Source organism: Streptomyces sp. NPDC002835 (assembly GCF_053591995.1).
The window spans coordinates 51,779-71,705 of sequence record NZ_JBSFUW010000022.1 but is presented as its reverse complement, the minus strand read 5'-3'; the positions used below and the strand labels follow the sequence as shown (position 1 = coordinate 71,705).

At 72.0% G+C, this 19,927-nt stretch carries 19 protein-coding genes; 2 read left to right on the top strand and 17 right to left on the bottom strand.

The features are described from left to right. Window positions 1-36: 36 nt before the first annotated feature. Window positions 37-1,050, bottom strand: a complete 1,014-nt coding sequence (gene ligD, locus ACWD01_RS23030) for a non-homologous end-joining DNA ligase (protein ID WP_451164661.1) — start codon at window positions 1,048-1,050, stop codon at window positions 37-39. A gap of 54 nt (window positions 1,051-1,104) precedes the next feature. Between ligD and ACWD01_RS23025 the strand changes: the two genes are divergently transcribed. Continuing rightward, window positions 1,105-2,175: an ATP-dependent DNA ligase gene (locus ACWD01_RS23025; RefSeq protein WP_451164660.1), complete on the top strand. Its 1,071-nt coding sequence runs from the start codon at window positions 1,105-1,107 to the stop codon at window positions 2,173-2,175. Here ACWD01_RS23025 and ACWD01_RS23020 read toward each other — a convergent pair. From ACWD01_RS23020 to ACWD01_RS22945, 16 genes are all read right to left on the bottom strand, one after another. Then, a complete protein-coding gene (locus tag ACWD01_RS23020) occupies window positions 2,164-3,405 on the bottom strand; it encodes a lytic transglycosylase domain-containing protein (protein WP_451164659.1) in 1,242 nt (413 codons plus the stop codon). The two genes, ACWD01_RS23025 and ACWD01_RS23020, sit on opposite strands and share 12 nt — an antisense overlap. Next, a complete protein-coding gene (locus tag ACWD01_RS23015; RefSeq protein WP_451164658.1) occupies window positions 3,402-4,247 on the bottom strand; it encodes a hypothetical protein in 846 nt (281 codons plus the stop codon). The genes ACWD01_RS23020 and ACWD01_RS23015 overlap by 4 nt, the downstream gene beginning before the upstream one ends. A gap of 20 nt (window positions 4,248-4,267) precedes the next feature. Then, window positions 4,268-4,801 carry a hypothetical protein gene (locus ACWD01_RS23010; RefSeq protein WP_451164657.1) on the bottom strand — a complete coding sequence of 178 codons (534 nt, stop codon included), beginning with the start codon at window positions 4,799-4,801 and terminating at the stop codon, window positions 4,268-4,270. Between the two features lie 23 nt (window positions 4,802-4,824). Next, complete coding sequence (locus ACWD01_RS23005) at window positions 4,825-5,403, bottom strand: hypothetical protein (protein ID WP_451164656.1); 579 nt, start codon at window positions 5,401-5,403, stop codon at window positions 4,825-4,827. A gap of 1 nt (window position 5,404) precedes the next feature. Further along, window positions 5,405-5,902: a hypothetical protein gene (locus ACWD01_RS23000; RefSeq protein WP_451164655.1), complete on the bottom strand. Its 498-nt coding sequence runs from the start codon at window positions 5,900-5,902 to the stop codon at window positions 5,405-5,407. Further along, complete coding sequence (locus ACWD01_RS22995; protein ID WP_451164654.1) at window positions 5,899-7,170, bottom strand: MCE family protein; 1,272 nt, start codon at window positions 7,168-7,170, stop codon at window positions 5,899-5,901. The genes ACWD01_RS23000 and ACWD01_RS22995 overlap by 4 nt, the downstream gene beginning before the upstream one ends. After that, entirely contained in the window at window positions 7,170-8,225 is a 1,056-nt protein-coding gene (locus tag ACWD01_RS22990) for an MCE family protein (RefSeq protein ID WP_451164703.1), read from the bottom strand. The genes ACWD01_RS22995 and ACWD01_RS22990 overlap by 1 nt, the downstream gene beginning before the upstream one ends. 62 nt (window positions 8,226-8,287) lie before the next feature. Beyond that, a complete protein-coding gene (locus ACWD01_RS22985; RefSeq protein ID WP_451164653.1) occupies window positions 8,288-9,397 on the bottom strand; it encodes an MCE family protein in 1,110 nt (369 codons plus the stop codon). Then, window positions 9,394-10,437 carry an MCE family protein gene (locus ACWD01_RS22980; RefSeq protein ID WP_451164652.1) on the bottom strand — a complete coding sequence of 348 codons (1,044 nt, stop codon included), beginning with the start codon at window positions 10,435-10,437 and terminating at the stop codon, window positions 9,394-9,396. The genes ACWD01_RS22985 and ACWD01_RS22980 overlap by 4 nt, the downstream gene beginning before the upstream one ends. Beyond that, complete coding sequence (locus tag ACWD01_RS22975) at window positions 10,434-11,465, bottom strand: MCE family protein (protein ID WP_451164651.1); 1,032 nt, start codon at window positions 11,463-11,465, stop codon at window positions 10,434-10,436. The genes ACWD01_RS22980 and ACWD01_RS22975 overlap by 4 nt, the downstream gene beginning before the upstream one ends. After that, window positions 11,462-12,700: an MCE family protein gene (locus tag ACWD01_RS22970; RefSeq protein WP_451164650.1), complete on the bottom strand. Its 1,239-nt coding sequence runs from the start codon at window positions 12,698-12,700 to the stop codon at window positions 11,462-11,464. Before ACWD01_RS22970 ends, ACWD01_RS22975 begins: the two co-directional genes overlap by 4 nt. Then, a complete protein-coding gene (locus ACWD01_RS22965) occupies window positions 12,697-13,500 on the bottom strand; it encodes an MlaE family ABC transporter permease (protein WP_451164649.1) in 804 nt (267 codons plus the stop codon). Before ACWD01_RS22965 ends, ACWD01_RS22970 begins: the two co-directional genes overlap by 4 nt. A 3-nt stretch (window positions 13,501-13,503) precedes the next feature. Further along, a complete protein-coding gene (locus ACWD01_RS22960; RefSeq protein ID WP_451164648.1) occupies window positions 13,504-14,337 on the bottom strand; it encodes an MlaE family ABC transporter permease in 834 nt (277 codons plus the stop codon). Continuing rightward, on the bottom strand, window positions 14,334-15,314 hold the full coding sequence (locus ACWD01_RS22955) for an ABC transporter ATP-binding protein (protein ID WP_451164647.1): 981 nt from the start codon (window positions 15,312-15,314) through the stop codon (window positions 14,334-14,336). The genes ACWD01_RS22960 and ACWD01_RS22955 overlap by 4 nt, the downstream gene beginning before the upstream one ends. Before the next feature lie 260 nt (window positions 15,315-15,574). After that, window positions 15,575-17,101, bottom strand: a complete 1,527-nt coding sequence (locus ACWD01_RS22950; RefSeq protein WP_451164646.1) for a DUF6801 domain-containing protein — start codon at window positions 17,099-17,101, stop codon at window positions 15,575-15,577. A gap of 281 nt (window positions 17,102-17,382) precedes the next feature. Next, complete coding sequence (locus ACWD01_RS22945) at window positions 17,383-17,967, bottom strand: hypothetical protein (RefSeq protein WP_451164645.1); 585 nt, start codon at window positions 17,965-17,967, stop codon at window positions 17,383-17,385. A gap of 593 nt (window positions 17,968-18,560) precedes the next feature. On the opposite strand from ACWD01_RS22945, the gene ACWD01_RS22940 reads away from it, so the two are divergent. Continuing rightward, a complete protein-coding gene (locus ACWD01_RS22940) occupies window positions 18,561-19,883 on the top strand; it encodes a PucR family transcriptional regulator (protein WP_451164643.1) in 1,323 nt (440 codons plus the stop codon). The last annotated feature ends 44 nt before the right edge of the window (window positions 19,884-19,927 follow it).

Sequence of the window (19,927 nt, the reverse complement as noted above, 5' to 3'; positions counted from 1 at the left end):
GGGCAGCCGCCGGCACCGGCGGCGCTCCCCCAGGGCTCAGGACGTGGGCTTCTTGGCGCGGCTGGGTTGGACGCGCATCGGCTCGCCCGGCATTTTGGGGTAGTCCGGGGGGTACGGCAGGTCGCCCATGCCGTGGTCGCGTTCGTCCTTGCGCGAGAGCTCCAGCAGGGTCTCCAGCGAGAAGGCGTGGTCGTCCATGTCCGCGTGGACGTCGCCGAGTTCGGCGAAGCGGCCCGGCATCGTGGTGATGTCGAAGTCGAACGGCGATACGTCGTCGAGCTCTTCCCAGCGCAGTGGCGCGGAGACCGGGGCGTGGGGGCGGGGGCGGACCGAGTACGCGGAGGCGATCGTGCGGTCGCGGGCGGTCTGGTTGTAGTCGACGAAGATCCGCTCGCCGCGCTCCTCCTTCCACCAGGCCGTGGTCACCCGCCCCGGCATCCGCCGCTCCAGCTCCCGGCCGACGGCGATCGCGGCGCGCCGCACGCCGGTGAACTCCCAGCGGGGCTCGATCGGTACGTACACGTGCACGCCCCGCCCGCCGGAGGTCTTGGGCCAGCCGCGCAGGCCGTACTCGTCGAGGAGGGCGCGCAGTTCGTGGGCCGCCTGGACGGCGTCCTTGAAGTCGGTGCCGGGCTGCGGGTCGAGGTCGATGCGCAGTTCGTCGGGGTGGTCGACGGCGTCCCTGCGGACCGGCCACGGGTGGAACGGCAGGGTGCCGAGGTTCGCGGCCCAGATCACGGCGGCGACCTCGGTGGGGCACATCTCGTCGGCGGTCCGCCCGCTCGGGAAGGAGATGTGCGCGGTGGGGATCCAGTCGGGGAGGTACTTGGGGACGCGCTTCTGGAAGAACGACTCGCCCTCCACGCCATCGGGGTAGCGTTCGAGCGTCGTGGGCCGCTCGCGCAGGGCGCGGAGGATGCCGGGGCCGACAGCCAGGTAGTACTGCACCACGTCCAGCTTGGTGAAGCCCCGCTCCGGGAAGTAGACCTTGTCCGGATTGGACACCCGCACGGTCCGACCGCCTGCTTCCAGTTCCACCGCTGCACCCATGTGCGCCACCGTAGGCCGAGCGCGACAAGGCCGCATATCGGGCAGAATCGACCCATGGATCTGCCCGTGATGCCGCCCGTGAAGCCGATGCTGGCCAAGTCCGTGAAGAAGATCCCGCCGGGGATGCACTATGAGGCCAAGTGGGACGGCTTCCGGGCGATCGTCCACCGCGACGGCGACGAGCTGGTGATCGGATCCCGTACCGGCAAGCCGCTGACCAGGTACTTCCCCGAGCTCGCCGCGGAGCTGGCCGCCAATCTGCCGGAGCGCTGCGTCGTCGACGGAGAGATCGTCATCGCGCACGACGGACGGCTGGACTTCGACAGGCTCACCGAGCGCATCCACCCCGCCGACTCCCGCGTACGGATGCTCGCCGAGCGGACACCGGCCAGCTTCGTCGCCTTCGACCTGCTCGCGCTCGGCGACGAGTCGCTGCTCGACGCGCCGCTCAGCGCCCGGCTGGAGTTGCTCACCGAGGCGCTCGCGGGCGCCCGGCCGCCCGTGCACCTCGCGCCGTCGACCACGGACATCGAGGTCGCGCGGCAGTGGTTCGAGCGTTACGAGGGCGCCGGGCTGGACGGGGTCATCGCCAAGCCGCTGGACCTGCTGTACCGGCCGGACACCCGGCTGATGTACAAGATCAAGCACGAGCGGACCGCCGACGTCGTCGTCGCCGGCTACCGCTTCCACAAGAGCGGCCCGGTCGTCGGTTCGCTGCTGCTCGGGCTGTACGACGACTCCGGGGCGCTCCAGCACGTGGGGGTCTGCGCGGCGTTCTCGATGCAGCGGCGGGAGGAGCTCGTGGCGGAGTTGGAGCCGCTGCGGATGGACCCGGTCGAGGGGCATCCGTGGGCGGCCTGGGCGCAGGAGAGCGCCCATGAGAGCGCCCGGCTGCCGGGGGCGCCGAGCCGCTGGTCGGGCAAGAAGGACCTGTCGTGGGTGGCGCTGGCCCCGGAGCGGGTGGTGGAGGTGGCCTACGACCACATGGAGGGCGACCGTTTCCGGCACACCGCGCAGTTCCGCAGGTGGCGCCCCGACCGGGAGCCCGCCGGCTGTACGTATGCGCAGCTGGAGGAGCCGGTGAGCTACGACCTGAACGAGGTGCTGACCCCGTCAGGAGGGTGAGCAGGTCCCGTCCGCGGCGGCGTCGCTCGGGCTGGGCGGTGGAGCTGAGGGCTCGGGGGCCGGTGCGGAGGACGACGGCGCGGGACAGTCCGAGGCCGAGGGGCCGGGGTCGGAGGGTGAGGGGTCGGGGCTGGGGGCGGGACTGTCGCTCGGGTCCGGGCCGGGGTCCGGCGAGGGATCGGGGGACGGGCTCGGGTCCGGAGACGGGCTCGGGCTCGGGCTCGGGGTGGGGCCGCCGCTCGGGTCCGGTGACGGATCGGGGGACGGGACAGGGACGCGGGTCGGTGAGGGGGCCGGGGCCGGCGAGCCGGGCGGCGGGCCGATGATGATCTCGCCGCCGCCGTCCCCGCCCGCGCCGCCGACCGGCTTCTTCGCCGGGCTCTTCCCGCCGGCCCCCGGGCTGACCGGGACCACGCCCTTGCCGTCGGGCACCGGGTGGACGCCCTTGCGGTAGAAGTCGAACCAGGCGAGCACGGTGCGCAGATAGGTCTGCGAGTGGTTGTAGCTGAGGATCGCCCGGTCCAGATGGGCCTTGACCGCGAGGCTCCGGTCGCCGGCGCAGAGGTAGCGGGCCGCGGCGAGGGCGGCGTCGTGGATGTTGTTGGGGTCTCTGCGGCCGTCGCCGTTCGCGTCCTGCCCCCAGTTCGCCCAGGTGGAGGGGATGAACTGCATCGGCCCGACCGCGCGGTCATAACGCCCGTCGCCGTCCCAGGCGCCGTTGTCGGTGTCGGCGATGTGCGCGAAGCCGTTCCCGTCGAGGACCGGGCCCAGGATGGGCGTCAGGGTCGTACCGGTCGCGCCGACGCGGCCGCCGCGCGCGTGGCCGGACTCCACCTTGCCGATGGCGGCGAGCAGTTGCCACGGCAGCCGGCAGCCCGGATCGCTGCGTCCGGTCCGCGCCCGCGCGCTCCGGTACGCCGCCAGGACGGTGGCCGGGATGCCCGACTCGGCCCGGACCAGCGCCGACGGGTCGACCGGGGCCGGGGCGGGACCGGACGGTGGAGCGGCGGGCGGGGCCGGGGTACGCAGCGGCGGCAGTTCGGTGTGGTACGAGTCGTCGTTGGGTGCGACCGGCCAACTGGCGTTCCCGATCGCCCTGTTGTCGTGCCCGGCCACGGGTGGCGGCGTCGGCGTCCCGGGGGCCTGCGAGGCGGCGAGCGCCGCCATGGCGGCGACGGCCGCCGCCGTGCCGGCCAGTCCCCGGCGCGTCCGTTTCCTCAGCGGCCTCATGAGCCGGCTCCTAAGGTGTCGATGCCGGCGATGCGCCAGGCGCCGTCCTCGTGCACGGCGTCGACGGCGAGCATCGCGGCGGCGTACGTCGTCTCCTCCTTCGTGGCGGTGCGGGTGTTGCTCTGGTCGGCGTAGAGAAGGACGCGGGCCCGGTCCCCGTCGAGGAGTTCCACGCCGCCGGCGGTGACGGTGGTGGTGAGCACCAGCTTCTGCTTCGGCCCTTCCTTGCGGACGGCGGCGAGCATCCCGTCGTGCTGCTCGACCGCCCGGCCCGTCAGATGCTTCTCGACGGCCAGGTCGAGCGCCGGGGCGTCGGCGAAGTTGTACGAGAAGACGGCCTCCACGGCCTGGGTGACCTGGCCCTTGACCTCGCTGGTGCGGGCGATGTCGGTGAGGGCGGTGTTGCGTGCGGCGGGGGTGTCGCGCAGGTCGCCGGCGCGGGTGGCGGCGAAGGCGGCGAAGCCGCCGAGCAGGACGGTCAGCACGGCGAGGGCGGCGAGGGGCCGCGCGTGGCGGCCACCGGGCCGCAGGGCGGGGGCGTCAGCCCCGGCGTCGCCGTCCGTGTCGGCATCGGCGTCGGCGGTCTCGGCGGCGGCCTCTTCAGCCGATGCGCGGGCCGCGGGACGCCTGCCGAACGGCCGCCGGGGCCCGGTCCGCCCACCGGCGGGCGCCGTGGCGGTCTTCGGGCCGCCGCCCTGCGGGGACGCCTCCCCGGACCCGGTCTCGGCGGACGCCGGCGCCGCGGACGCCGCGCTCCCGCCGCCGCGTTCGGCGGCCGTGGCGGCCGCCGCGGTCGTCGCCAGCCGGCGTTGTCTGTTGATGAGGTGACGGGTCGTCGACATGTCCGGAGTCCTCTCGGTGGTTACTCGGCCGCGGTGTTGCCGACGGGCGCCTGGCCGAGGGCGCTGAGCTTCCAGCCCTCCGGCGTACGGGTCAGTTCGCCGAGCATCCGGCTCTCCTTGCGGGCCGGTTCGCCCTTGGGCGCGGCCACCGTGATCCGCAGGGCGACCATCACGCTCGCCCGGCCGGCCCGGTCGTCCAGTTCGGTGACGGCCGCGGACAGCACCTTGGCGCTGGTGACCGTCCTGGACTCCTGGATCCGCTTCTCGAACTGGCGGCGTCCATCCACGAGTTGCCGGTGCAGGTCACCGGTGGCGGAGTCCTCCCAGGTGTCGAGTCCTCCCTTGAGGTCGCGGTGGTCGAGGGTGTTCATGTTCTGCACCGCCTGTCGGCCGGCGGCCAGCACCTCGTCGCGCTTCTGGGCGAAGGCCAGGGAGTCGTCGTTCGAGGCCCCGTACCAGGACCAGCCTCCCCACGCCGCGAGGCCGACCGCCAGGACCGTCAGCGCGAGAGCTGCGGCGACCAGCGGGTTTCTGATCGTACGAGTGCGTGGCATGTGCCCTCTTCCTCCCTGTCGGTTCAGCGGGATGCGATGTCGACGATCCGCCAGCGCCCGTCGGCGAGTTCGGCCGTGACGGAGAGCTGCGCGGGGGCGGTGGCGGGCGCGGCGCCCTGCCGCTGCGAGACCTGGTCGAGAAAGACCAGGAGCCGTGCGCTGTTGCCGGTCAGCCGGGTCACGCCGGCCCGTACGACGTGGGTGGTGAGCGTCAGCTTCTGTTCGGCCGCGCGCTTCTCGACCTGGCCGAACAGCTCCGCGTACTGCCGGGCCGCCCTGCCCGCGAGCAGTTCGCGCGCCGACTCGCGGGTGGCTGCGGTGTCGCCGGGCCGGTACGAGAAGACCTCGGTAAGCGCGTTGCTGACGTCGCCGGTGACCCGGGCGGTGGCCTCCGTGTCGGTGAGCGCCCGGTTGTCGGCCGCGGGGGCGCCCGTCAACTGGCTTGCCCGCACCAGGAGCAGCACCCCGCCGAGGACCAGCGCCAGGACGACCGCGACGACCGCGGGGGTGTGCCGTCGCCGCCGCGCACGCGGGGCGGGGCCGTCGTCGGGGGGTGGCTCGCCCTCCACCAGTTCCGGTTCGGCTTCCTCCTCGACGCGCACGTCACACCCCTCCGACCGGGACGGCCGCCAGTGACTGGACCTTCCAGCCGTCGGCGGTGCGGGCAAGCGTGGCCTCCAGCCGCTTTCGCTGCTTGTCCGACGCGGCGCCGCCGGTCTGTTGCGCGGAGGCGGTGGTGACCTCGACGGTGGCGATCAGCTCTGCGGTGCCCGTCCGGTCGTCGAGCGCGGTCAGTGCCGCGTCGGTGACCTCCGCCCGCGCTGTCGGGCCGCCCTTCGTCTTCGTTCTCTTCAGCTCCTCGCGCAGCGGCCCGGTGGCGGCGTCCAGCCAGTTCTGCAGGCCCGCCTCCGGCTGCTCCGCGTCGAAACTGGTGAGGGTCTCGACGCGCTCCTTGCCCTCGGCGAGCGCCGTGTCGCGCGAGGCGGCGTAGGCCAGGGACTCGTCGCCCTCGGCCTGTGCGTACGTCCAGCCGCCGAACGCGCAGAACACCACGGCCACGGCGACGGCGGCCCGGGCCGCGGCCGCCCTGCCGCGGGTCATGGCGCGACCTCCAGTCCCAGCAGCCCGCCCATGCCGGGCGCGGGGCCGGTCACGGCCGGCAGCCCGAGCGCCCCCGGCAGCAGGGCGGCCGCGTCACCCGTGCCACCTGAACCCGCACCCGTTCCGGGCAGGGAGCCCGGCCGTACGGGGTCGGGCACCGGGCCGCCGGTGGGGGCGTGGGCGCTGCCGCGGACATTCGTGCCGCTGCTCGACGGTGAGGTGCAGCGGGCCCTGGTGTTGGTGGTGGCGGCTGAGGTGTCGAGGCCGTTGCGGTAGACGGTGTCCCCGTATCCGTCAGTGCAGGGCAGCGGCTTGAAGAAGGTGACCGACAGGCCGAACCTCGCCCCCTTGTCGGTGACGGCGGTCGAGCCGGCGGCGGCGACGGCGGGGAGTCTGACGAGGAGTTCCTCGATGCCGTGCTGCCGGGTGACGGCGACCTGCGAGGTGGTGAGCAGGTTGGCGACGACGACGCCGAAGGCCGGGTCGAGGTCGCGCAGCAGGCCGCTGAGCTGGCCGGCGGCGTCCGGGGCGGCCGCGATGAGGGCGCGCAGGTCGGTGTCGGAGCTCTTGAGCTGGGCGGCGAGTTCCCGCGCGCCGCCGGCGAAGTCCTTGAGCGCCTGGCCGTGTTCGACCTGGGTGCGCAGTACGGCCTCCCCCTCGATCAGCAGCCGGGTGTTGACGGGCAGTGCCTCTTCGGCGGCGCGGACGAAGTCGCCGCCGTTGTCGAGGAGCACTTGGAGGTCGTCGCCGCGGCCGTTCAGCGCCGTGCCGAATTCGTCGACGACCGTGCGCAGGGACTCCAGGTCGACGGAGGACGCGAGAGAGTCGACGCTGGTGAGCATGTCGGTCACGGGGGCGGGGACACGGGTGTCGGCCCGGGCGATGACCGCGCCGTCCTCGAGGTAGGGGCCGTCGCCGCTCGCGGGGCGCAGGTCGATGTACTGCTCGCCGACGGCGGAGAGACTGGCGACGACGGCTTCGAGGTCGGCCGGGATGCGGGGCGCGTCCTCGTCGATGCGCAGCTCCGCCTCGACGCCGTCGTCCGTGAGCTCGATGTCACCGACCCGGCCGACGGACACGCCCCGGTAGGTGACGTTGGAGTGGGTGAACAGACCGCCCGTCTGGGCGAGTTGCACCCGTACGCGGTAGTGGTCGCGCATGCCGACCAGGTGGCCGAGGTCGGCGTAGCGGACGCCGACGAAGCCGAGGACGAGGACGGCGATGACGAGGAACGCGATGTTCTTGAGGCGGATGGCGAGCGTGAGCATCAGGGGGTCCCTCCGCCCGTGCCGGTGACCGACGGCAGCGGCAGGGGCGCGCCGCCGCCCGCCCGCGCGGCGGGCTCGTCGTCGGGGACGAATTCGGGGATGATCGTGGTGCCGGGTACGGCCGTGACGTCGAGGTACACGTTGAGGTAGTCGCCCTTCACGCCGCGCAGCACCTCGTCGGTGAACGGGTAGGTGAGCAGCACCTGGAGGGAGTCCGGCAGGTCCTGGCCGGAGTCGGCGAGTGCCTTGAGGGTGGGGGCCAGTGCCTTCAGGCTCGCGATCGTGTCGGCCTTCGCCCTGTCGATGGTGTCGACGGCGACGGTGGACAGGGTGCCCAGTGCGCGGAGCATGGTGAGCAGCGAACCGCGTTGTTCCTCCAGCACTTTGAGGCCGGGGCTGAGGCCGGTGAGGACGGCGCCGACCTGCTGTTTGCGGGTGGCGAGGGTGGCGGCGAGCCGGTTGACGCCGTCGAGGGCGGCGGTGATGTTCTCCTTGTTGGCGTCGAGGCTCGTGACGAGCTTGTCGATCTGCTTGAGCATGGAGCGGATCTTCGGTTCGCGGCCGCTCATCGCCTTGTTGAGTTCGCCTGCGATGGTCCTGATCTGCTGGACGCCGCCGCCGTTGAGGAGGAGCGAGAGCGCGCCGAAGACCTCTTCGACCTCGGGGTTGCGATTGGTGCGGCTCATCGGGATGGCCGCGCCGTCGGCGAGGGTGCCTTTCGCGGCGGCGGCTTTCGGCGGTGGGGCGAGCTGGATGTACTTCTCGCCGAGGAGGCTGGACTGTTCGAGGTGGGCGTACGCGTTGGCGGGCAGTTTCACATCTCCGTTGACGCGCATGGTGACCTTCGCCGTCCAGTCGTCCCGGTCGAGCGCGATCTCGGTGACGCGGCCGACGGCGACGTCGTTGACCTTGACCGACGACTGCGGGACGAGGCTGAGCACGTCGGCGAAGTCGGCGGTGATCTCGTACGGGTGGTCGCCGAGGTCCGCGCCGCCGGGCAGCGGCAGTTGTTCGAGACCGGAGAAGGCGGGCGTCGAGCAGCCGCCGGCGGTCATGCCGAGGGCGAGGGCCAGGGCCAGGGCGGCCGGGGTTCGGCGCCGGCCGGTTCGGGTGCCTCTCAACGGGAGCCCCCCTTCCGCTTCTCGGGGGTTCCGTAGACCGTGCCGACCGGTGGCAGCGGCAGGGCGGGCAGGGCCTGTCGCCGGAGGCCGTCGACCGGGACGAGCCCGGCGAGGGACGCGGCGTCGGGCGGGACGGTGATCTCGGGGCCGTAGCTGAGTTCGTTGATGTCGGCGCGGCCGTTGAGGGTGCGGTTCACCGGGTCGTAGGCGTTCAGCGCGTTGCCGGCGGCCAGCGGCGCGGTGTCCATGGCCTCGGCGAGCGAGGCCCGCTGGTCGACCAGGGTGCGGGTGAGCGGGACGAGTGCGTCGACGTTCTTCTTGAGGCTGCCGCGGTTGTCCTGGATGAAGCCCTTGACCTGCTTCAGCGCGGTGCCGAGTTCCTTGAGGGCGGTGCCCAGGTTCTCCTTGTCCTCGGCCAGGAAGCCGGTGACGGAGGCGAGTTGCCGCTCCGCCTTGGCGACGTTGCCGTCGTTCTTCTTCAGCATGGCGGTGAAGGACTGGAGGTGGGAGAGCGTGGCGAACAGGTCGCCGCTGCTGCCGTCGAGGGTCCTGGCGGCCTTGCCGAACTGCTCGATCGAGTCGCCGATGGCCTTGCCGTTGCCCTTGAGGTTGGCGGCGCCGGTGTCGAGGAGGCCGGCGAGCGCGCCGTCGGCGTTGGCGCCGTCGGGGCCGAGTGCGGTGCCGAGTTCGGTGATCGACGCGTAGAGCTGGTCGACCTCCAGCGGCATGGCGTTCTTCGCGGCGGGCAGGACCGCGCCGTCGCGGATGCGTTCGCCGCCGGTGTAGGCGGGGGCGAGCTGGATGTAGCGGTCGGCGACGACGCTGGGGGCGACGACGACGGCGTGCGCGTCGGCGGGGACCTCGATGTCCTCGTCGAGCAGCAGGGTGACCTTCACCTGGTCGCCCTGGGGCCGTACGGTCTCCACCGTGCCGGCCTTCACTCCGAGGACGCGCAGGTCGGAGCCTTCGTAGACGCCGGTGGCGCGGTCGAAGTACGCGGTGATCCGGGTCGATGAGGACTCCTGGAGGGCCATCGCGCCCGAGGTTCCGACGGCCGCGACGACGGCGAGGCCGGCGCCGATCCCGGTGATGCGTCTGAGGTTCACGATCCACCGCCCTTCGCGGTCGGCTTCGGTGGCATGCAGCCGGTGGCCGGCGGGGCGTCGGCGGGAAGGTAGTGCTTGGGGACGAGTCCGCAGACGTAGGTGTCGAACCAGCGTCCGTTGCCGAGGGTGTTGCCGACGAGGCGGTAGTACGGCCCGGCGAGGGCGAGGGTCCGGTCCAGCTTCGTGCGGTTCTTCAGCAGGACGGCGGTGACCTTGCCGAGCGCGTCGAGGGTGGGTTTCAGCTGCCGTTGGTTGTCCTCGACCAGGCCGGAGAGCTGGGTGCCGAGGCTGGTGGTGCCGGTGAGCAGGGCGTGGATGGCGTCCCGCCGGGCCTGGATCTCGCCGAGCAGCAGATTGCCGTCCTCCAGCAGCGTCTCGAAGCTGCTCTTCTTGCCGTCGAGGGTCCGGGCGAGCTGTCTGCTGCCCTTCAGGAGTTCGGCGAGCTGCGCGTCGCGTTTCGACACGGACTTCGACAGGGCGGCGAGTCCGGTCGCGGCGCTTCGGACGTTCGGCGGCGAGTCCTTGAAGGTGTCGTTGATCGCGTCGAAGCTGTCGGCGAGCTTGGCGGTGTCGATCTTCCCGATGGTCTCGCCGAGCCCGTTGAGGGCCTGGGTGACGTCGAACGGAGAGGTGGTGCGGCTGGTGGGGATCGGCTCGGCGGGGTCCTGGGCACGGGTGCCGAGCGGGTCGACGGCGAGGAACTTCTCCCCGAGGAGCGTCTTGATCGCGATGGCCGCGGTGCTGGAGTCGCCGATCCAGGCGTCCTCGACCCTGAAGGAGACTCTGACCTTGGCCCCGGCGAGCGCGACGGCGGTGACTTCGCCGACCTTGACGCCGGCGATGCGTACCTCGTCGCCCTCGTCGAGTCCCGCGGCCTCGGTGAAGTCGGCGGTGTAGCCGGTGCCGCCGCCGACGAACGGCAGGGCGTCGGCCCGATAGGCGGCGATGCCGAGCAGCACCAGGACGATCAGGCCCACGAGGGCGACGGCGACGGGGTTGCGTTCCTGGACGGGCCTGATGCGGAAGCGGGCGGTCCTCATCCGCGGCACCTCGATTCCGTGATGCCGATGCCGGTGGGCGGCGGGCTGCCGTCGGAGGTGGTGACGCCGGCGACCCGCGCCTCGCAGAGGTAGAGGTTGAGCCACGATCCGTAGGAGGCGAGACGGGTGACGGCCTGCATCTTGGCGGGCGTCTTCGCCAGGAAGTTCTCGATCTGCGGTGCCCCCTTGTCCAGTTGCCGGGACAGCCGGCCGAGTTCGGCGATGTCCTTCTTCAGCGGCGCCCGGCCGTCCTTGAGCAGACCGGCGGTGACGGTGGTCAGGTCTCCCATGGCGGCGACGGCCTCCCCGAGCGGTTGGCGGTCGCCGGAGAATCCGCTGACGAGTTTCTGGAGGGTGACCACCAGCTCGTCGAAGCCCGCCTCGCGGTCGTTGACGGTCTTGAGGACGGTGTTGAGGTTCTTGACGACCTCGCCGATCACCTGGTCCTTGGCGGCGACGGTGCCGGTCAGGGATCCGACATGCCGGAGGAGGCTGTCGACGGTGCCGCCCTCGCCCTGGAGGACCTGGACGATGGAGCCGGCGAGGTCGTTGATCTCGCCCGGCGACAGGCCCTCGAACAGCGGCTGGAAGCCGTTGAACAGCTGCGTGAGGTCGAGTGCGGGGGTGGTGCGCTCCAGCGGGATGGTGGCGCCGGGCGGGAAGCTGCGGCCGACCGGTCCCGCCCCCTGGTCGAGGTCGATGTAGCGCTGGCCGACCATGTTGAGGTACTTGACGGAGGCGGTCACCGACGCGGGCAGCGCCCGGCCCTCGCGGACGCTGAAGCCGACCTCCGCGACACGCCGGTCCACGACCTTCACCGACTCGACCTGGCCGACCTTCACCCCGGCGATCCGGACGCTGTCACCGGCGACGAGCCCGGTCACGTCCGTGAAGCGCGCCTTGTACGGGGCGGTGTCGCCGACCGAGGTGTTGGCGATGGAGAACGCGAGGACGGTGGTGGCGAGAACCGTCACCACGATGAACGCGAGGGACTTGATCACAGGTCCCACGAGGCTGCGGCGCTTCACTTGAGCGTCACCTCCGCACCGCGGTAGACGGGGCCGGTCAGCACGCTGCTCCAGTCGGGCAGTTGCGTGGGGGGCTTCTTCAGCTCGGGGGCCAGCAGTTCGTTGACGAGCCGGTTCTCCTGCGGCGAGTTGGGCAGGCCGAGGTTCTCGGCGGCGGCGGACGCCGCGGCGGGGGCGGGCCGGCCGGTGTAGGGGACGGCGTAGCAGTGCGGTCCGCCGCCGCTGCCGTAGGCCGGGGTGTCCCTGCCGGACACGTACGCGCCGAGGGAGGGCACGCTGGTCACGTCCACATGGAGGCCCGGCTCGTCGGTGCCCTTGCCGAGGGCCTTGTCCATGGCGGGCACGAATCCGGCGAGGGTGCGCAGGGTGCAGGGGAACGAGGACGAGTACCGGGCGAGGAGTTCCAGGGTGGGCCGGCCGTCGGCGGCCAGCCGGATCAGGTTGTTCCGGTTCTTGCGGAGGAAGGACGTCAGGTCCTGCGCGGACTTGGTCGTGGCTCCGTAGAGGCCGGCGAGTTCGGCCTGCTGGTCGGCGATGGTGCCGCTGGTGGTGGTGAAGTCGGTGAGCGCCTTCAGCACGTCGGGCGCGGCGTCCGCGTAGAGGTGGCTGACCTCGACGAGGTGGGCGATGTCCCGGTTCAGCACCGGCAGTTGGGGGTTGATCTTCTTCAGATGCGCGTCGAGGGTGACGAGGGTGTCGCCGAGCTGGTCGCCGCGGCCCTGCAGGGCCTGGGAGACGGCGGTGAGGGTCGCGGAGAGCTTCTCCGGCTTGACCGCGGTCAGCAGCGGCAGCACGTTGTCGAGGACCTGTGCCAGCTCGATGGCGTTCGAGGAGCGGTCCTGGGTGATGGTGTCCCCGGCCCGCAGGGTGCGCGCGGACGGGTTGCGGGCGGGCGGTACGAGGGCGACGAAGCGCTCCCCGAACAGGGTCGTCGGCAGCATCTGCGCCGTGACGTCGGCCGGTACGCGCCTCAGCTCGTCACGGCGCAGCGCGAGCGTGAGCCGGGCGCCGGCGCCGTCGGCGCTGATGCCGCGGACCTCGCCGATGACGACGCCGCGCAGCTTGACCTCCGCGCCCCGGTGCATCTCGTTGCCGGCTGCGCCGGTGAGGACGGTGACGGTGGCGTCGTCGGTGAACTTCTTGTCGTAGACGGCGACCGAGAGCCATACGAGCAGTACGGGCACGAGGAGGAAGGCCACGCCCGCGAGCCGTCTTCTTGCTGTCCGGGCGGTCATCCGGCCACCTTCACCGTCGTGGTCGCGCCCCAGATGGCGAGCGAGAGGAAGAAGTCGGTCAGGCTGATCAGCACGATGGCGTTGCGTACGGAGCGGCCGACGGCCACACCCACACCGGCGGGGCCGCCGCTCGCGCGGAAGCCGTAGTAGCAGTGCGCGAGGATCACCATCACGCTGAAGATCAGCACCTTGAGGATCGACAGCAGGACGTCGTCCGGAGAGAGGAAGAGATTGAAGTAGTGGTCGTAGGTGCCCGCGGACTGGCCGTTGAACAGGACGGTGATCCAGCGGGAGGCGAGGTAGGAGCTGAGCAGACCGATCGCGTACAGCGGGACGATCGCGACGACTCCGGCGATGATGCGGGTGGTGACCAGGTACGGCATGGAGCGCACGCCCATCGCCTCGAGGGCGTCGGCCTCCTCGTTGATGCGCATCGCGCCGAGCTGGGCGGTGAAGCCTGCGCCGACGGTGGCGGAGAGGGCGAGTCCGGCGACGAGGGGCGCGATCTCGCGGGTGTTGAAGTACGCGGAGACGAAGCCGGTGAAGGCGGAGGTGCCGATCTGGTTGAGTGCCGCGTATCCCTGGAGGCCGACGACGGTGCCGGTGAACAGGGTCATGGCGATCATCACGCCGATGGTGCCGCCGACGACGCCGAGGCCGCCGCTGCCGAATGCGACCTCGGCGAGCAGGCGTTGGACCTCGCGCAGATAGCGGCGCTGGGTCTTCGGGATCCACAGCAGGGCCCGCAGATAGAAGGTGAGCTGGTCGCCGGAGCGGTCGAGCCGGCTGAGCAGGGCCATCGCTCAGCCCCCCTTCGCGGGGACGATCTGCAGATAGACCGCCGTGAGGACCATGTTCACGAAGAACAGCAGCATGAAGGTGATGACGACGGACTGGTTGACCGCGTCGCCCACCCCCTTGGGGCCGCCGCGCGGGTTGAGGCCGCGGTGGGCGGCGACGATGCCCGCGATGAAGCCGAAGACCAGGGCCTTGAACTCGCTGATGTAGAGGTCGGGCAGCTGGGCGAGGGCGGAGAAACTGGCGAGGTACGCGCCGGGGGTGCCGCCCTGCATGATGACGTTGAAGAAGTAGCCGCCGAGGGTGCCGACGACGGAGACCATGCCGTTGAGCAGCACGGCGACCAGCATGGTCGCCAGCACCCGGGGCACGACGAGGCGCTGGATCGGTGAGACGCCCATGACCTCCATGGCGTCGAGCTCCTCGCGGATCTTGCGGGAGCCGAGGTCGGCGCAGATCGCGGAGCCGCCGGCCCCGGCGATCAGCAGGGCCACGATCAGGGGGCTGGCCTGCTGGATGACGGCGAGGACGCTGGCGCCGCCGGTGAAGGACTGCGCGCCGAGCTGCTGGGTGAGCGAGCCGACCTGGAGGGCGATGACGGCGCCGAACGGGATGGAGACCAGCGCGGCGGGCAGGATGGTCACACTCGCCACGAACCAGAACTGTTCGACGAACTCCCGTAGTTGGAACGGCCGGCGGAACATGGCCCGGCTCACGGCGGCGGCGAGCGCGAACAGCTTCCCGGTCTCGCGGAGCGGCGCGAGCAGCTTCGAGGGCGGTCTCGGCGCGGGCCTGTCCTGCTTGGGCGCGTCCTGGCGCACCGGAAGTCCGGCGCTCACGTCGCCACTCCGCCGGCCGGGCTGTAGCTGCGCATGATGGCCGTACGGGCGGCCTCCGGCAGCTCGGACATCATGGCGAGGACACGTTCCCTGCGGCGCAGGGCGCCCTGGCGGACGGGCATCCCGGGCGAGGGCTCCAGCTGCGGGACCACGGTCCGCGGGCCGGTGTCGAACGCGCCGGCGGCCCGCTGCTCGGCGGCGAGGGTGGCGGCGTCCTTCTCCTCGGACATCCCGATGGGGCCCTCGCGCCGTCCGCCGAGGAACTGGGCGACGACCGGCTCCTCGCTGGTCAGCAGCACCTCACGGGGGCCGAAGGTGACGAGGCCCTGGCGGAAGAGCATCCCCATGTTGTCGGGGACGGTGGCCGCGATGTCGAGGTTGTGGGTGACGATCAGCATCGTGGCGTCGATCTGCGCGTTGAGATCGATCAGCAGCTGCGACAGGTAGGCGGTGCGCACCGGGTCGAGGCCGGAGTCCGGTTCGTCGCAGAGGATGATCTGCGGGTCGAGCACCAGGGCGCGGGCGAGCCCGGCGCGTTTGCGCATACCGCCGGAGATCTCGCCGGGGAGTTTGCCCTCGGCGCCGAGGAGACCGACGACCTCGATGCGCTCCATCACGATGCGCCGGATCTCCGACTCCTTCTTGCGGGTGTGTTCCCGCAACGGGAAGGCGATGTTGTCGAAGAGCGTCATCGAACCGAAGAGCGCGCCGTCCTGGAACATCAGGCCGAAGAGCTTGCGCGTCTCGTAGATGTCCCGTTCGGGGCTGTTGACCATGTCGACGCCGTCGATCATGACCCGTCCGTGCTCGGGCTTCAGCAGTCCGATGATCGATTTCAGGAACACGGTCTTGCCGGTTCCGGAGGGACCGAGCATGACGCTGACTTCTCCGGCCGGGAGGGTGAGCGTGACGTCCTGCCAGATGTTCTGTCTGCCGAAGGACTTGGTGAGTCCTTCGACGACTACCTCGATTCCCATTTCACCTCCCGATTCGTGTGGCCGTGGGCAGCGGGCTGCGCACAGGTGCCGAAAGTTGCGGAAGTGCACCGGGCGCCCGCACGTTACGTTCGGGTACGCGGCCGGGGCAATGGCTGTGACCAGCGGTTTCAGGTCGAACTGGCGGGTTTGTCACCTGGTGACAAAGCGGTGCGGAAACCTTGTCCCGCGATGCGTGTCCGGGCCGGCCGGCGCGCCCGGCGGGGGTGACCTCGCGGCCCGGGGGGGGTGGGGCCGCGAGGTCACCGGGAGGGTGGCCGGGGGGTCTCCTGGCCGGGGAGGGGCGGGATGGTGGGCGGGCACTCGTTGTTCGGGCTGTTCGGGATGCACAGCGGCCCCTGCGTCATGGCGATCAGGTTGTCCGGTCCGGAGAGCGACGCGCTGAACAGCTGGTCGAAGTCCTCCCCGCCGCTGCCGCAGCCGGAGAACTCGGGGATGGTCACCGTCCCCCGCATCGGACCGCCCTTGAAGACGCTCTCGTAGTCGGGGAACCGGCCGTGCAGGACCACCCGGTAGGGCCGGGCGGTACGGCAGTCGGGGCCCACGTCCAGCGGTACGCCGTTGACCTTCACGTCGTAGACGCGCAGGGCCTGGTAGAAGCCGGCGGTGGCGAAGTTGACCTGGTTCGGCTTGGAACCGACGGCGCCGGTCGAGATGGTGAGCGGGCCGTTGGTGAACTCCACCCGGGCGGAGACCGGCTGGAACCCGAAGGCGAGGAAGGTGCTCGACGCGTCGGGCAGGATGATCTCGCCGTACGAGTCGACGCGGAAGTAGTAGCCGCCGGGGCGGCTGCCGGACCGCGACAGGGTACGGGTGACGGCGAGTACGTTGATCGTCTCGGGGTCCGCGGCCGGGTCGTTGACGATCATCGCGCTGCCGAGCTTCTTCACGTTGGCGAGTCCGACGGCGAAGGCGCATCCGTGCCGGCCGGGGAGGTTGAAGGCTCTGGGCGGCTCGCCCGGCGGCGGCTGCGGTACGAAGCTCTCGTCGATCGGTCCGGGGGGCGGCTCGGAGGGGCACTCCGCGGCCGGCGTGCCGGTGGGCTGCGGCGGCTCCAAGGCGAGGCCCTCGCCCGCTCCGGGGTCCGCCTGCCCGCCGGGCGTCCCCTCGCCGTCCTCCGCGCCCGGCGAGGGGGTGCCGGTCGGTGCGGGGGACGTCTCCGCGGGGACCGGGACGGTGGCGAGGAGACCGTCCTGACCTGCGGCGGGCCGGCATTCGACGGCGGGCAGCGGCATCGGCTCGGCGCCGTCGGCGGTCACCGGCAGCAGCTCCAGCGAGAGGTCTCCGGCGGTGAAGGCGACGTCGCCCGCCGCGGTGACGGTGACCGAGGGGACGTGGCCGGTGTGTTCGAGCTCGAGTGCTCCGTCGTCGCCGAGGGGGGCCGCGGGTGCGGCGAGACCGGTCCAGGCCGCCTCGGCGGCCTTGGTGTTCTGGCTCACCCGCGTGGTCATGCTCAGCGAGCCGGCGACGGTCCGCGCCCCGGCGGGCAGGGCGCCGTCGAGCGCCCCGGCGGGAATCGCCACCCGTACGGTCGGCGCGCCCGGCTGGATGGGGCGGCCGACCCCGCCGGTGTCCGGGAAGGAGCCGCCGACCGCGACCCGTACCGTCCGCGTGCCCCGCGTGAAGTCGCAGTCGTACGCCAGGTCCACGCCGATGTCGCGGGCCTGGGCCGCGGACCCGGGGCCGACGAGCAGTGCGGCGACGAGTCCGGCGGTGGCGAGCACGGCGACACGCGCCGGGCGGGAGCGAGTGCTGATGAGGCCTGTCATCGTCGGTGTCTCTCCAGCTCTGGTCGGTCCGGCGGCGCGGGCGGGCGACGATCGCGGCGCGGGGTCGGGGGCAGCGCGAGCGGGGCCGCACGGCGGCCCGGTCGGCGGCGGCAGTCCGGACCGCGCGTCGTGCGGGCCGGCGGTGGCAGGGTCCACGGACCGGGGCGCCCCGGTCCGTGGCGGGCGGCACGGGTCTCCGTGCCGGTCTTGTGCCTGCTCCGGGTCCCGGAGGGACCCCGTGGCCCGAGGGGCCGGCCACGGGGTCCCCGCGTGCCGCCGGGTCAGGCCGGGTTGATCGTGTGGCCGCCGGAGACGTCGAACGTCGCCTCGAAGAGGGCCGGGTCGTCGTCGTTGATCAGGCCGAGGCAGTCGGCGTTCGACGCGACGAGGGTGCCGCCGTCGATCACCAGCTGCTTGGTGTCGTTCTTGTAGTGGCCGGTGGCCGTACCGGTGAAGTCGGCGGTGCAACCGCTGCCGCTGATGCTGGCGTCGACGCCGGTGATGGAGCCGTCGACGGCGTTCGGGACGGAGCTGACGCCGAGCGCGTTGAGGTCCCACGGCGTGTTGTTGCTGGTCACCTCGAACGGGATGCCGATGACCGAGCAGTCGTCGAAGGTGAGGGTCGCGATGTCTCCCACGTCGTTGGAGGAGCTGGACGCGACGGTGCCGGTGGCGGTGGCGGAGGCGCACTCCAGCACGGCGGCCGGCACGCTGAGCGTCGGGTACTGGGCGACGGCGGTGAAGGCGCCGCCCGGGCTGACCACCCAGCCGGCGGCGGAGGTGGCGGAGGCCTGGGTGACGGCGAGACCGAGGGCCGCCACGGCCGACGTCCCGACCAATGCGGCATTTCTGATGAATCTACGCACGGGTGTGTTCCCTTCAGGGGGATCTGCGTACCTGGGGATCACTCTTCGTCCGCACAGACCGAAGAGCGGTTTGCGGCTCGATCACGCGACGCGCACTGTGGGGGCGCCACCCGCGGCCACCGGGCCGCAGGAGGAGGAACACGGGTCGAATTCTGCCGGCCACCCGCTCGCCCTGCTTTCGGACAGTGACGCTACGAGCGGGTAACCAGTCGCGCAATACGGGTTCGGCAGATTCCCGCAAAGCCCCTACCAGCGGGTATTTTCTTGTCGCCGGCGCAACATGCCGCCGCGGTTTCTTGTCCGGAAGTGAGCGCCGCTCCCCCGCCCGCAGAGGGGTGCACCGGATCCCCCACAACGCCGTCACCACGCTCGGCGCCGCTCCCCGTCCGCACGCGGCGCCCCGTGCGTCTCCCGGCCACCTCCACCCCCGGCCAACCCTGTCCGCCCGCTGTGCAGTTGCGCTCCGCTGGACTATGTTCAGCACCCAACGAAGTTCAGCACCAAACGAAGTCGTCATGCCTATCGGTCCGTGGGAGCGCTTCCCGCCGCCCCGACCCCCCAACCGGACAACCGGAGACCGAGGGGAGAGAACCATGCCGAGAAAGTCCACCCAGCCGTCGGACGCCGGCGAGCCGCTGGGTCCGCTGCCGCAGGAGTTCGCCGCGATCATCAGGCCCGAACTGCCCAGTCTCATCCAGGAGATCGGCATCGAGGTGACCCGCGCGTACCCGGAGTACGGGCGGCTGCTGAAGGGTCCGTACGGTCAGGCGATCCAGATCGGCGTCGAACAGAACATCTCCGTCTTCGTCGAGCAGGTCGCCTCACCGTCGGCCCCGTCGCCGCTGCGCGACGAGATGCTGCGCCGCTTCGGCCGGTTCGAGGCGTACGAGGGCCGCAGCCTGGACTCGCTCCACGGCGCCTACCGGCTCGGCGCCCGGGTGGCGCTGCGCCGGGCCAAGCGGGTCGGCCGGCGGTACAACCTCTCCCCCACCCTGATGCTGAGCTTCGCCGACGCCCTCTTCGCCTACGTCGACGAGCTCGAAGCCCTCACCAGGGAGGGCTACTTGGAGGTGCAGACCAGGACCGTCGAGCAGGGTTCGGCGGCGCGCCGCAGGCTGCTGCATCTGATCATGGCTGGGCCGCCCGTGCCGCGTTCGACGGTCGCGGAGCTGGCTGAACAGGCGGGCTGGCCGCTGCCCGAGCAGGTCACCCTGGTCGCCCTGCGCCCGTCGCCGGAATTGGCCGGAACGGACCTCGACAACGATGTCCTCGCCGAATTAGGCGGCCCCCAGCCGCACTTACTCGTCCCGGGACCGGTCGACCTCCGGCGAAGACGCCTGCTGGAGAAGACGCTGACCGGCCACCGGGCCACCGTGGGTCTGACCGTACCGACAGCCGACGCCGCGGACTCGATCCGCTGGGCCCGCCGTCTGCTGGAGTTCATCGACTCGGGCGTCGTGGACGACGCCCCGCTGACCTTCTGCTCCGACCACATGCTCACCCTGTGGCTGCTCTCCGACCCCGCCCTCCTCGACCAGCTCGCCGAGCGTGAACTCGCCCCGCTCGCCGGGCTGACGCCGACCCGCCGGAGCCGGCTGATCGAGACCCTGCGGATCTGGCTCGACACCCGTGGCACCGCCGCCCAGATGGGCGAGCTGCTCGATGTGCATCCGCAGACGGTCCGCTACCGGCTGCGCAGCCTGGAGTCCATTTTCGGCGACCGGCTCAGCGATCCCGACGGCCGGTTCGCCACCGAGGGCGTGCTGCGGGCGCTCCAGCTGCGGGAGCGGCGCGGGCGCCGGTGGGCCGAGCCGGGAGCAGGCGGGTCTGCCGGGCCGGGCGGGCCGGGCGGGTCGCCGCCGGGCGCCGAGCCCGGAGCCCGGTCCGGGCCTCGGCACCGGCCGTCCCCGTCCTAGTCGCCGCTGCGGTGCACCGGCGGCGGCTACGGCGGGTGTGTCCG